This window comes from Pseudomonas sp. TE3552 (assembly GCF_056278945.1).
In genome coordinates, this window is sequence record NZ_JBWBQJ010000001.1 from 2,643,024 (window position 1) to 2,656,241 (window position 13,218).

General features: G+C 60.1%; 10 protein-coding genes and 3 pseudogenes. 5 read left to right on the top strand and 8 right to left on the bottom strand.

Going from position 1 to position 13,218, the window contains the following annotated elements; translation table 11 throughout:
- Window positions 1-33 precede the first annotated feature (33 nt).
- Together ACZ9BB_RS11630 and ACZ9BB_RS11635 are read right to left on the bottom strand one after the other, a co-directional pair.
- Window positions 34-1,711 (bottom strand): annotated as a pseudogene (locus ACZ9BB_RS11630) (SulP family inorganic anion transporter).
- Window positions 1,712-1,913: 202 nt separating this feature from the next.
- On the bottom strand, window positions 1,914-3,194 hold the full coding sequence (locus ACZ9BB_RS11635) for a serine/threonine transporter (protein ID WP_476213905.1): 1,281 nt from the start codon (window positions 3,192-3,194) through the stop codon (window positions 1,914-1,916).
- A gap of 369 nt (window positions 3,195-3,563) precedes the next feature.
- Between ACZ9BB_RS11635 and ACZ9BB_RS11640 the strand changes: the two genes are divergently transcribed.
- Window positions 3,564-4,535, top strand: a complete 972-nt coding sequence (locus tag ACZ9BB_RS11640) for a 2-hydroxyacid dehydrogenase (protein ID WP_476213906.1) — start codon at window positions 3,564-3,566, stop codon at window positions 4,533-4,535.
- Here ACZ9BB_RS11640 and ACZ9BB_RS11645 read toward each other — a convergent pair.
- A complete protein-coding gene (locus ACZ9BB_RS11645; RefSeq protein ID WP_476218452.1) occupies window positions 4,532-4,702 on the bottom strand; it encodes a hypothetical protein in 171 nt (56 codons plus the stop codon). The two genes, ACZ9BB_RS11640 and ACZ9BB_RS11645, sit on opposite strands and share 4 nt — an antisense overlap.
- A pseudogene (locus ACZ9BB_RS11650) lies at window positions 4,692-4,772 on the bottom strand (DUF4280 domain-containing protein); the annotation flags it as partial. The pseudogene ACZ9BB_RS11650 and the gene ACZ9BB_RS11645, both read right to left, overlap by 11 nt.
- A 188-nt stretch (window positions 4,773-4,960) precedes the next feature.
- Here ACZ9BB_RS11650 and ACZ9BB_RS11655 point away from each other — a divergent pair.
- The 3 genes from ACZ9BB_RS11655 (at window position 4,961) to ACZ9BB_RS11665 (ending at window position 8,284) form a co-directional block, all read left to right on the top strand.
- Window positions 4,961-6,028, top strand: a complete 1,068-nt coding sequence (locus ACZ9BB_RS11655) for a phosphotransferase family protein (protein ID WP_476213907.1) — start codon at window positions 4,961-4,963, stop codon at window positions 6,026-6,028.
- A 25-nt stretch (window positions 6,029-6,053) separates the two neighbouring features.
- Window positions 6,054-6,821: an SDR family oxidoreductase gene (locus tag ACZ9BB_RS11660; protein WP_476213908.1), complete on the top strand. Its 768-nt coding sequence runs from the start codon at window positions 6,054-6,056 to the stop codon at window positions 6,819-6,821.
- Between the two features lie 347 nt (window positions 6,822-7,168).
- On the top strand, window positions 7,169-8,284 hold the full coding sequence (locus tag ACZ9BB_RS11665) for a Gfo/Idh/MocA family protein (RefSeq protein ID WP_476213909.1): 1,116 nt from the start codon (window positions 7,169-7,171) through the stop codon (window positions 8,282-8,284).
- Between the two features lie 573 nt (window positions 8,285-8,857).
- On the opposite strand, the gene ACZ9BB_RS11670 is transcribed toward ACZ9BB_RS11665, so the two are convergent.
- From ACZ9BB_RS11670 to ACZ9BB_RS11680, 3 genes are all read right to left on the bottom strand, one after another.
- The gene (locus ACZ9BB_RS11670) at window positions 8,858-9,106 is read right to left on the bottom strand and encodes a DUF1652 domain-containing protein (protein WP_476213910.1); all 249 of its coding nucleotides are present in this window, start codon (window positions 9,104-9,106) and stop codon (window positions 8,858-8,860) included.
- Between the two features lie 192 nt (window positions 9,107-9,298).
- On the bottom strand, window positions 9,299-10,795 hold the full coding sequence (locus ACZ9BB_RS11675; protein ID WP_476213911.1) for a helix-turn-helix transcriptional regulator: 1,497 nt from the start codon (window positions 10,793-10,795) through the stop codon (window positions 9,299-9,301).
- A 124-nt stretch (window positions 10,796-10,919) separates the two neighbouring features.
- On the bottom strand, window positions 10,920-11,462 hold the full coding sequence (locus tag ACZ9BB_RS11680; protein ID WP_476213912.1) for a hypothetical protein: 543 nt from the start codon (window positions 11,460-11,462) through the stop codon (window positions 10,920-10,922).
- Between the two features lie 125 nt (window positions 11,463-11,587).
- Here ACZ9BB_RS11680 and ACZ9BB_RS11685 point away from each other — a divergent pair.
- Window positions 11,588-11,719: pseudogene (locus ACZ9BB_RS11685) on the top strand (OprD family outer membrane porin); the annotation flags it as partial.
- Between the two features lie 173 nt (window positions 11,720-11,892).
- Here the strand turns inward: ACZ9BB_RS11685 and ACZ9BB_RS11690 are convergent.
- On the bottom strand, window positions 11,893-13,176 hold the full coding sequence (locus tag ACZ9BB_RS11690; RefSeq protein WP_476213913.1) for a Zn-dependent hydrolase: 1,284 nt from the start codon (window positions 13,174-13,176) through the stop codon (window positions 11,893-11,895).
- Window positions 13,177-13,218: the final 42 nt, after the last annotated feature.

Sequence of the window (13,218 nt, forward strand, 5' to 3'; positions counted from 1 at the left end):
AACGCCGCCCATCGTGAGATGAGCGGCGTTTTTTTATGCCTGCGACACCTGCCCGGCCAACGTGAGCGCTTGGTGTACGGCAACGTCGACACTCAGGTCGCTGAGAATGACCTGTTCGCGTTCCTGGGCGGGCAATATCGAGAGTACCGCCTGAGCCTGGTCCTTGAGCCGCGCCAGGATCAACAACATGTTCAGCGCCCGCACCTGCAAAAAGAACGCTTCCAGCGCTTCGATGCTGGTACCGTCCAGATCGGGCGACTCTTCGAGACTGAGAATAATCGTATGCACCAGTGGCTCTGAGTGCCGGGCCAGGTGCAGCGCACCACCCAGAATGCGTTCCACATTAGCGAAAAACAGTGCCTCGCTGGGTCTGAGGATCAATATGCCGGGGGTTTGCACGGCGTGAGGATGACGCTGCAGATCGACGTAATCGTGACCACTGCCCATTTGCCCCAGCACTTGAATATCCGCCGAAGACATCTGTTTCAGCATCAGCATCACGCTGATCACCACCGCTACCAGCAAGCCATCCAGCACCCCCAACACCAGCACCGCCGCCACCGCGCAGATCACCAGCAAGCGGTCGCGACGCCAGATGAAATAGCGCCCCAATGGCTGCAGGCTCAAACCGCGCGCCAAGGCATGAATGACGATGGCGGCCAGCACCGGCTCGGGAGTCAGGGCGATGTAGGGCAGTACCGTCAATACGATGAGCAAGACCACCCCCGCCGCCACCGCGCCGGCCAGACGCGAACCGGCCCCCGCTGCCTCATTGGCCGACGTCGCGGAGTAACCGGCGCCCGCCGGCATGCCATGGAATAGCCCGGACAGCAAATTGGCCGCACCGAGAGCCAGCAGATCACGGTTCGAGGAGACGCGGTCACCGTGCTTGATCGCAAACGAGGTGATCGATCCATAAGACTCGGCATACAGAATCATCACCATGGCAAACGCCAATTCCCCCAGACGCAGCCCAGTCGGTAAACGGCAATACTGGCAGCCGAGGCATTTCAAGGCTCAGGTCGATCACACCGATCAGTTTCACCCCGTAGGCCGGTAAGTTCAGCCACTGGCCGGCCGCAATGCCGAGTGCCACGACCAGCAAACCTCCGGGCAAGCGCCGGACCCGCGCGCACAGCCACAGCACCACCAATGACACAGCCGCCACCAGCGCGCCGACGCGATTCCACTGTGGCAACTGCTCCAGCAACTGCGGCATGAGGTGGATCAGATTGCCGCTGTTCAAGTGCACATCGACGGCGCTCGCCACCTGCTTGAGGATGATGGTCATCGCCAGGCCCAAGGCAAAGCCGCGCAACACCGGTTTGGCAATGAACGAAGTCACGCTGCCGAACCTGAGCAGACCGGCCAGCAAAAAGAACCCTCCGGTCACCAGCACCAGACCGATCGCCAGGCTCATACGCAGGGCGGAATCACCGTTGGCCAGCGTGGCGGTGGAGGCAGCCAGAACGGCGGCGGAGGAAGAGGTCGCGGAAACGATGGCAAAACGGCTGGTGCCTAACAGCCCGTAGCACAGCAGACCGGCGAACAACGCAATGACCCCGGCCTGTGGCGGTAACGCAGCAATGCTGGAATAGGCGACCGCCTCGGGCAACAACAAACCGGCAATCGACAAGCCGGCCAATACGTCCAGCCAGCGATTGGGTATATCGGCACGGGGTTGCACCGTTGCGCCAGTGGCACCTGCCATAAAGCGTCTCCAGAGAAAGCGCTCCACGATGATACGCTAATGCAACCCGCAGCTTAGCCGTTAATACCTTGGAATGGTGTGCTCTGGATCAGGTTGCCCTGCCCCCCCCGGAGCGAGGCTTTCCCGCGAATCAGTCGCCTCGGTCCATCAGGCATACTGCGTTATCGTTCTTCGCGGGCACGCCTCGCTCCCAGGGTATGCGTCAGGCAGTCAGGGAGTAGATCAACGCCGAAATCGCCACCAGGCCCACCGCCGTCACGAAGACGTTCGAGGCCTGACCACGAAAGCGCGCCATCGCCGGAACCTTGCGGATCGCGTACATCGGCATCAGGAACAGGATCGCCGCGATGACCGGGCCACCGAGGGTTTCGATCATGCCGAGAATGCTCGGGTTCAGGGTGGCGACGATCCAGCAGACCACCAGCATGAACGCGGCGGTCATGCGGTCCAGGGTCTTCGGTGCCGGACGTTTGCCGCTTTTGACGATCAGGCCCTTCAAGCCTTCGCTGGCACCGATGTAGTGGCCCAGGAACGACTTGGAAATGGCCACGAAGGCAATCAACGGCGCCGCGAAGGCGATGGTCGGGTTGCTGAAGTGGTTGGCCAGGTACGACAGGATCGACAGGTTCTGTGCCTTGGCCTCCGCCAGTTGCGCCGGCGACAGGGTCAGCACGCAGCTGAAGACGAAGAACAGCACCATCACCACCATCAACACATGGGCACGGGACAGGATCTGCGAGCTGCGCTCTTCGGCGTGATCACCGTAGCGACGCTTCTGGTCCACTGCGAACGCCGAAATGATCGGCGAATGGTTGAACGAGAACACCATCACCGGAATCGCCAGCCACAGGGTGTGCAGCAGCGCTGACGACTCAGGCAGCGTGGAGGCGGTGCTGAGGATGCCGCCATTCCAGTGAGGAATCAGGAACACCGCCAAAAACAGCAGCGCGACGATGAACGGATACACCATCAGGCTCATGGCCTTGACGATCACCTGCTCGCCGCAACGTACCACCGCCAGCAGGCCGAGGATCAACACGAACGACAGCACGGCGCGCGGCGGCGGCATGATGTGCAACTGATGCTCGAGGAAACTGCCCACGGTGTTGGTCAGGGCCACGCTGTAGATCAGCAGGATCGGGAAGATCGCGAAGAAATACAGCAACGTGATCAGCGCACCGGCCTTGATGCCAAAGTGTTCTTCCACCACTTCGGTGATGTCCGCGCCTTCGCGACCGGACAGTACGAAGCGGGTCAGGCCACGGTGCGCGTAAAACGTCATGGGGAACGCCAGCAGCGCCAGGATCAACAGCGGCCAGAAACCGCCCAGCCCCGCGTTGATCGGTAAAAACAGGGTACCAGCCCCGATCGCCGTGCCAAACAGGCCCAGCATCCAGGTGGTGTCTTGGCGATTCCAGCTTTCTAGGCTCGCTGGTGTTGCCGCTACATAGCGTTCGTCGACGCTATTGGCCTGATCATTCATCCGGTCGGATCTCCGCTTTCCGGTCACTTGCCACCCGGTCAGGACGAGTCGGAAAACCCGACAGGCAGCGCCCTGACCGAAACAGGGGCGCGATTGTCCGGGATTCATCAGCAGAAGCAAAGACTTAGCTGAGCAACGGTTATACGGATCAGATGCAGCTGGCGCCTGCATTCTCCTGTAGGAGCGAGCGGTGCGGACAAATCCTCTCCATCTGCCGCGCTTGATCTAGTGTTGTCATTAGAGGGATCGCAGGCTTCGCCAGCTCCGACACCGGGAGCCAAAAAACCTGGCCATTGCCAAACCGCTCTGGACTCAGCAACCTGAAGCGACGTTCAAGCCGCAATATTCCACTGCCCTCAGGAGCCCAGCATGACCGCAACTGTTCTGGTACTGGTTGAAACCATCAATGAATACCTGCCGATTCTCGAACATCAGGGGTTTCATTTGATCCTGGCTCCAACCCCGGCCGAGCGCGCCGCCGCCATTACCCGACAGGGAGGTCAGATCGATGCGGTGTTGACGCGCGGTCCATTGGGCTTGCACGCCGATGAAATCGCCGCCCTGCCCAACCTCAAGATCATCTGTGTGATCGGCGCCGGCTTCGAACATGTCGATCTGCAAGCCGCCGCCGATCGCGGCATTACCGTCACCAACGGGGCCGGCGTCAATGCCTCTTCCGTCGCCGACCACGCCATGGCGTTGCTGCTGGCACTGGTGCGCGATATCCCTCGGGCCGATGCCGCCGTGCGTCGGGGCGAGTGGCCGAAAATCATGCGTCCGTCCCTGGCCGGTAAACATCTGGGCATCCTCGGTCTCGGGGCGGTCGGCATTGCTATCGCCAAACGTGCCGCCAATGGCTTCGACATGAGGGTCAGTTACCACAACCGCCAGCATCGCAGCGACGTGCCCTATAGCTTCTGCTCGACACCTACCGAGCTGGCACGCCACTCGGACTTTCTGATAGTCGCCGCGCCAGGCGGGCTCGGCACCCAACACCTGATCAACAGGCAGGTACTCAACGCCCTGGGGCCCAATGGATTCATCGTCAACATCGCCCGGGCCAGCGTCATCGTCACGGCGGACTTGATCAGCGCACTGGAACAGCGGCGGATCGCCGGGGCCGCGCTGGATGTGTTCGATAACGAACCCCAGGTACCGGACGCCCTCAAGGTGCTGACCAACGTGATTCTGACCCCCCATGTCGCGGGATTGTCCCCGGAGGCCACGCAAGGCACCGTGGAACTGGTCGGCAAAAACCTGATGGCGTTTTTTTCCGGTCAGCCGGTACTGACGCCCATTGCCTTACCGCCGCCGACAGCAACCATCCAGCACAATCATTAACCGCTCTTGTCGCGCACAAACATCGGGCCCAGCCAGGTGCCGGCTAGCTTCAGACGATTGAGAAAGTCTTCAGCGGCCAGGCGCTCCGGGGTCTGACTCAACTGCAACCCGGCCTGCGCCACCGGCAAACGCTTGTCGATCAGCTCCAGCAAATGCTGGCAGCACATTGAGTAGCGCCGGCGCCGCGCCAAAACTGCATTGCAGAGTCGCGGTGGCGCAAACTTGCGGACAGCCCATGTCGAATATCCTTCCTGGAAGCAGTGCTCCCTGAACCATAGTCCGCCGAGCCTGTTCGCGCACATCAGGAACGCTGATTATCCGGCAACACGCTAACCTATAAGACCGCGTCACGCTTGTGGCGACCCCGGCGCATCATTAGATTAACCAATGAAGTCTGGCCTCCAAAATAAGCAGAAGGGATAAGCATGGCGCTTACTGACCAGTCCACCCGTATCCGCTCCGGCGAAGAACTCGATGCCAGCCTGATCGATCCGTACCTCAAGGCGCACATTCCGGGCCTGAGCGGCTTACCGAAAATCAGCCAGTTTCCAGGCGGTGCATCGAACCTGACCTACCTGCTGGAATACCCCGAACAGGAATTCGTCCTGCGTCGGCCACCGTTCGGCCACAAGGCCAAGTCCGCCCACGACATGGGCCGCGAATTTCGCATCCTCAATCAACTGCGTGACGGCTTTCCGTACTGCCCCAAGGCCTATGTGCACTGCACCGACGAATCGGTGATCGGCGCCGAGTTCTATGTGATGGAACGGGTCAAGGGCATCATCCTGCGCTCCGAACTGCCGCCGGAACTGGGCCTGGATTCAGCGAAGACCGAAACCCTGTGCAAGAGCTTCATCGACAGATTCGTCGAACTGCACCAGGTCGACTACAAGGCCTATGGCCTGGGCGACCTCGGCAAACCCGAAGGCTATGTGGCACGGCAAATCAAAGGCTGGAGCGAGCGTTACGAAAAAGCCCTGACCCCGGACGCGCCAAAATGGGAAGCGGTGAAGGCCTGGCTCAACGACAAGATGCCGGCCGACCACCCGATATCGAGCATCGTCCACAACGATTACCGCTTCGATAACGTGATCCTCGACTCCGACAACCCCATGCAGATCATTGGTGTGCTGGATTGGGAACTGACCACCCTCGGCGACCCGCTGATGGACCTGGGCAACACCCTCGCCTACTGGATCGAAGCCGACGACCCGGCACCGGTGCAACTAATGCGCCGCCAGCCAAGCCACGCTCCTGGCATGCTGACCCGCCGTGAATTCGTCGATTACTACGCCGAGCGCGCAGGCATCCAGATCGACAATTTCGACTTCTATTACACCTACGGCCTGTTCCGCCTGGCCGGCATCGTGCAACAGATCTACTACCGCTTCTTCCATGGTCAGACCCAGGACAAACGCTTCGCGCAGTTCATTCATATGAACAAACTGCTGGAGCAGATGAGCCTGCAAGTCATCCAGAAATCCAGCCTCTGATCGCGCCCCATAACAAGGAAAAATCATGTCCAAGACTCAGTTGTTCGACCTCGACGGCAAGATCGCTTTCGTCTCCGGCGCCAGCCGCGGCATTGGTGAAGCGATTGCCAAACTGCTGGCTCAGCAAGGCGCCCACGTGATCGTCTCGAGCCGCAAACTCGACGGTTGCCAGCACGTCGCCGACGCGATCATCGCCGCCGGCGGTAAGGCCACCGCCATCGCCTGCCACATTGGTGAGATGGAACAGATCACCCAGGTTTTCGCCGGCATCCGCGAACAGTTCGGGCGCCTGGACATTCTGGTCAACAACGCGGCGACCAACCCGCAGTTCTGCAACGTACTGGACACCGACCTCAGCGCCTTCCAGAAAACCGTCGACGTGAACATTCGCGGCTACTTCTTCATGTCGGTGGAAGCCGGCAAGCTGATGCGCGAACACGGCGGCGGCAGCATCATCAACGTTGCCTCGATCAACGGCATCTCGCCGGGGATCTTCCAGGGCATCTACTCGGTGACCAAGGCAGCGGTGATCAACATGACCAAAGTCTTCGCCAAGGAATGCGCGCAATTCGGCATCCGCTGCAACGCCCTGCTGCCAGGCCTGACCGATACCAAGTTCGCTTCGGCACTGGTGAAGAACGACGCCATTCTGAAAACCGCACTGCAGCAGATTCCGCTCAAGCGCGTAGCGAACCCGAGTGAAATGGCCGGTGCGGTGTTGTATCTGGCGAGTGATGCTTCCAGTTATACGACTGGGGTTTCGCTGAATGTGGATGGCGGGTTCTTGTCCTGATTCGGATCTGGGAATGAACCAAAGGCAGCCGTAACGCGATCTGTAGCAGCTGTCGAAGCCTGCGTTCTGTAGCAGCTGTCGAGCCCCAGCGAGGCTGCGTTCGGCTGCGAAGCAGTCGTCAACCCGGCGAATGCGGTCTGCCTGACACACCACAATCTCTGGTTTTACGGCTGCTACGCAGCCGAACGCAGGCTTCGCCAGCTGCTACAAGGCGTGCGTCAAGGCACCATTCCTGCCACTGCTGACGCCGCACAATAAAAGAATATTTATTCCACCCGATTGCGCATTGAGAATTTTTATTCCATAAATAGCCCTCCTGAAAACAGAAATCCAAAAGGACCCCGGCTATGCGCGAACTCGGTATCGGACTCATCGGCACAGGTTTCATGGGCCGCGCCCACGCCTTGGCCTTCCGCAACGTCAGCGCGGTTTTTGAATTGCCGCTGAAGCTCAGGCTTGCCGCCCTCGCCGACGCCGATCCCCAGCGCGCCCGGCACTGCGCTGACGCCTGGGGCTTCGATACCGCTCATAGCGACTGGCAACGCTTGATCGATGACCCCAAGGTCAACCTGATCGCCATCACCACCCCCAATCATCTGCACTACCCCATGGCCATGGCCGCGCTTGCCGCTGGCAAACCGGTGTACTGCGAAAAACCGTTGGCCGTGAATCTTGAACAGGCCAACGCGATGCGTCTTGCCGCCAAAGTCGCAGGCGTAGTGACGCGGGTCGGTTACAACTACCAGCACAATCCGATCATCGGCCTGGCTCGCGATTTGATCCAAAACGGCGAGTTGGGGCAGATCATCAGTTTCCAGGGTGAATTCAGCGAAGACTTCATGGCCGATCCCGTTTCACCCTGGTCCTGGCGCTGCGACGCTGATTACGCCGGCGGTGCCTTGGCGGACCTGGGCAGTCACTTGCTGGCCATGGCCCGTCATCTGTTGGGCGATGTGCAGGCGGTATGCGCCGACACCCAGACCGTTCACGCACAACGTCCCGTTACGTTGGGGGGTCAGGAACGACGCGAGGTCGCAGTCGACGATCAGGTCCACGCGTTGCTGCGGTTCGCCAACGGCGCGCGAGGGACGTTCAGCAGCAGCTGGCTGAAGCACGGTTACAAGAATCACCTGAGTTTTGAAATCAGCGGCACCCGCGGCACCCTGGCGTTCGATCAGGAACGCCTGAATGAACTGCGGTTGTATCGCGCGGGGCAAGGCGGTTTCCAACGCTTGCTGGCAGGGCCGGACTTGCCGGGTTATGCGGCCTTCAGCCCGGCGCCGGGGCACCAGTTGGGTTACAACGAACTCAAGACCCTTGAAGTGCATGAGCTGGTGATGGCGCTGGCTGGTCTCGGTCAGGACGGGACAGATTTCGAGCAAGCATGGGAAGTCGAACGCCTGGCGACAGCGATTCGCCTGGCAGCACGCGAGTCGCGGTGGGTCAGCATCGAGGAAGTCTGAACCGCCGTTCAGGCCATAGCCGCCAGTCGCACGAATGGGCGCTGGCGGTACACACCGTTACACCAGACCAGGCTTACTGAGTGACGCAACGAGTCAGTGTCGTGGTCCGGGTCACCTGACCCTCAGCCCTCATATCACCCTGGACGTCGGTGTTCTCGGAGGTCTGACAGGTACGAACCGGTGGCGGTGGCGGCGCAGCGGGTGTTGGAGGTGGCGGACTGGCACAACCACCCAGAATCGCCGCGAAAAGCATGAGCGAAAAAGCACGTTTCCCAAGACTGTTCATAGACTGACCCGCGGTAAGTAGTCGACATTTTCCACGACACGAAAACCACACCGCGCACCCGCGGCCCCGTCGCAGAAAAGAAATACCTCGCATTCCTTATAGCCCAGCCACACGCCAATGCCAGGAAAACACCGAGCCCGCCCCCTAAGTGGCCGTTATCGCAGGAGATGGATAGGTACACCATCAAAATCCCGGCCGGCTATAAAGCCGCCATCGCAGGCAAGGCCGCTCCCACAGTTTGAACCAGGGACATCTGCAAGAGACGGGTCGGCTTCTCTAGCCAGCGCCTACACAGCACTGGACCGATGAAGCCCACTGTTCTCAAGCTCATACCGCAACTCTTCAATCAACGCCGTCACCGCCTCCGATGTCCTGAGCGTCGTTGCGTTCAACCCGCTGACCACCAGATCCACCTGCCCCGTCGCCGGGTGATAAAGCTTCACCGTCAACGAATTATCCCCCGTGAGCACACACTCGCAGGCCAATGGCGAAAAACTACGCTCCAGTTGCGTACGCAATTGCGTCAGGTAAATCATCTCGATTCACCTTGGCGACGATGCAAAACCGAACGTTTGCCTGATCTGTTCATGCCCATGTGGCTGTTCCTTTAGCTGCATCGAAGAGGACGCGATACCGACCCGAAGTCACGTATCGGCCTTGTCAGCCTAGAAAAAGCCCCATCGGACAAACACATGAAATTGCACCAGCCCCACTAGTGCATTTGCACCTTAACGTTGGCCCTTGGGCCGTCTCTCGCCAGCAAACAGACCCCGCTCGCGAGCCCAGACAATCGCTTCGCTACGGCTGTGCACGTCAAGCTTGGAATACACCGTCGAAACGTGATTGCGCACCGTATTGGGCGCCAGTTTCAAGCGCGCGGCGATTTCCTTGTCGGCCAGGCCTTCACAGATCAGGCCGAGTACATCGCGCTCCCGGGCGGTCAGGTCAGCGAATGACACGCGGGGCCATTGGGGCGATTTGACGTGCTTCACATTGGCCAGTTTCTCGATCAGCGTGCGGCTAAACCAGGACGCGTCTTTCATCACTTCTTCGATCGCCGACACCAACTCAAGCTCGGTGCGTTTGCGCTCGGTGATGTCCATCAATACCAGCAAGTAGCAAAGACCGTCCTGAATGTTCACGGTGTCTGCCGAGAGCGCGCAATCGATCAGCCCGGCATCCTTCCTGCGCACGCGGACATCGATGCGATCGACGCTGCCGGTTTTCTCCAGGGTTGCAAACAGCCGCTTACCCGCGCTCGAGTCTTCAATGAAACCGAGTTGCGCCACTGTTTTGCCGAGTACCTCTTCACTGGGGTACGCAAGCGTGTCGAGAAAAGCTTCATTTACGTCGATCACCACCTGATCGTTGGCGCTGCACACCAGGATCGGCACCGGGGTGAGACGGAAGGCTTTGGCGAACCGCTCCTCGCTCTGGCGCAGAGCAATTTCGGCCTTGTGCCGAGGCTCCATGTCCACGAAGGAAAACAGCATGCATGCATCGTCGTTGAGCTCGAGCGGTTGTCCGGCAACGATCACCTGTTTGCTGCCACCGTCGGGCAATTGCAGCTCGGCCTGCATCTGCGCAATGGTTGCGCCGTCACGTAAACGCTGCTTGGCCAGGTCTTTATTTTCGGCCTGCGCCAGTACGTCCAGTTCATAGGCCGAGGCGCCGATCACCTGATCTCGGGTATAGCCAGTCATTTCCAGGAAGCCCTGGTTGACTTTGATATAGCGTAAATCGTCGAGGCGACAGATCACCGCCGGGGCCGGGTTGGCGTTGAAGGTCTTTTCAAAACGCTGCTCGGCGCTGGCCCATTCGGTGACATCGTTCATGATCAGCACCAGCGATTCCGGCTCGCCGTTGCGATCCGCCAGCACCATGCTGCGCACACTGTGAACCCATGTGCGTTCATCGTTTTCGACCGGCGTCAATTCAACCAGCACATCGCTGAATGTCTCGCCGCGGGCGACACGGCTGATCGGATAATTATTTGTCGGCACCGGGTGATTGTTGCGATAACGCAAGGCAAAACGCTGTGCGTACGCCCTGGCATTGGCTCCCAACTCGCCGAGTTCGCTGACGCCGTGCATGGCCAGCGCGGCGTCATTGGCCCAGAGGATCGTCTGGTCGAGTTCCAGCAGAATCACCCCATCGGACAGGCCGGCGATGATCTGTTGCAACTGGCGGCGATTGGTTTCGGTGGTCAGGACGTCCTGGCTCATTGGATCTCCACGCCTGCGGCGGCGCAGTCATGCGCCGCTCTGTGAAGATTACGACCGCGGGCGGTTGGGATAGTGCAGATAGCGGCGCTGACGACTGACGGTATTACCCGCACACCTGCGAGGGTCAGGTTGGAATATCGGCCATCACGTACTGGATCACCTCTTCAAGGGCGTCGATATCTGGAGCATTGCTCACCAACGCTTGCGGGCCGCACCATGGGTAATCCCGCTGCGATACCCACGCCATGATGCGGGGCAGATCAGTCGCCGGCAGGGTTTTCATGTGCTCGATGGTGATGGTGAGTTTTTCGACAAGTCCCGACTCGGGGCTGAACTGCCATTCATATAGACCGCAACCGACTCGGGCTTCGCCGGAGTTTTTGTCGGACATGCCAACCAGCCATTTGCACTGGAATGTTTTCGCCTCCCGCTCAGGTGGGGGGCCCAGGCAGAACGTATAGACGTTTTCGAAGGTCTGGCCGAATCGCCTCACCAGCACATCGCCGATGGCGCCAAGGCCTTCAACGTGGGGTGGAAACGAGATAGACCCGGTGCGCACGACCATGTCCAGCAATGCGTCTGGCGCAAAGGCCTGGTGTAACAAATGTGGACGGTTGCCGTCCTTGGCGTTTATGTACTGACGAATCGATAGTTGAGCCGTGTTCATTGTTTGTCCGTTGTATCCATACCTGGTTGAGAACAGCCTCATCCGAGGCTCACATGATTCTTACACATGAGCCCGTACGGCCTCTACAAAGCACTATTCAATAAATCTGTCACCAGCATGCAGCCGGGGGCATGGTGCAGGACGGTACGTTGAAAGGCCTGGGCTTTAAATGGCGCAACGCCTCGGTGCGTTCGAACTTCGGCAACGATCTGGATGAGAACCGCCTGATCGTCAGCTATACCTTGGCGCTTTGGTAGTTTCCGGCCCGTCGACAGTCCCGGAGTAGTTGACAGGAAAGCCGCACGGAATCGGCTTTCCCTCATCCATCTTCGGTGAATGCATCCTTGATAAATTCCTCCAGCTCTTTCCAGGACGATCAAGCATTCGGGTTTGTGACGTGCGCTGACTTTTTCAGCGCACGTCGGCAACTTCAGGCCGCGAGTTCACCGCGGGCGATCGCCTCCGAAGCCGCCAGCATCGCCCGCAACAACACTGCGCACCCGGCAGCCAGGTCATCGGGCGCGGCGTTTTCGATTTCGTTGTGGCTGATGCCGCCCTCGCAAGGCACGAAAATCATCCCCGCCGGGCCGAGTTCGGCGAGGAAGATTGCGTCGTGCCCTGCCCCGCTGACGATGTCCATGTGCGACAGCCCCAACCCTTGCGCCGCACCGCGTACTGCTTCGACGCAGCCCTTGTCGAAGTACAGCGGCGGGAAGTCGGCGGTGGGTGTCAGCTCGAAGGTCAGGCCGTGTTCCTCGCAGGTGGTTTCGATGACTTCGCGGACTTCGGCAATCATCGAATCGAGTCGTGCCGGCTCCAGGTGACGAAAGTCCAGGGTCATGCGCACTTCGCCAGGAATCACGTTGCGCGAACCGGGATAGGCTTGCAGGCAACCGACGGTGCCGCAGGCGTGGGGTTGATGGCCGAGGGCGGCACGATTGACCGCGCCGACGATCACCGAAGCGCCAACCAGCGCGTCCTTGCGCAGGTGCATCGGCGTCGGGCCGGCGTGGGCTTCGACGCCGCGCAGTTTCAGGTCGAACCATTTTTGCCCGAGGGCGCCCATTACCACGCCGATGGTTTTGTGTTCGTCTTCAAGAATCGGGCCTTGCTCGATGTGGGCCTCGAAATACGCGCCGACGGCATGGCCGCTGACCTTGCGCGGCCCGGCATAGCCGATGGCGTTCAGGGCTTCACCGACGGTCACGCCCTCGGCATCGACCTTGGCCAGGGTTTCTTCGAGGGTGAATTTTTCCGCGAACACACCGGAGCCCATCATGCACGGGGCGAAGCGCGAGCCTTCTTCGTTGGTCCAGACCACCACTTCCAGTGGCGCTTCGGTTTCCACCTTTAGGTCATTGAGGGTGCGCAAGACTTCGACCCCGGCCAGCACGCCGAAGCAGCCGTCGAACTTGCCGCCGGTGGGCTGGGTGTCGATGTGGCTGCCGGTCATCACCGGCGGCAGGTTCGGGTTGCGCCCCGCACGGCGGGCGAAGATGTTGCCGACGGCGTCGATGCTGACGGTGCAGCCGGCCTCCTCGCACCAGTTCACGAAAATGTCCCGGGCCTGGCGGTCGAGGTCAGTCAGGGCCAGCCGGCAGACGCCGCCCTTGACCGTGGCGCCGAGTTTGGCCAGGTCCATGAGCGACTGCCACAGACGGTCGCGGTTGATGTGCTGATGGGTGGACTGCAGAACGTCTACGGCAGCGTTCATGATGATCTCCTCAGGCAGTTGTTATGTTTTTTCAGGCATTTC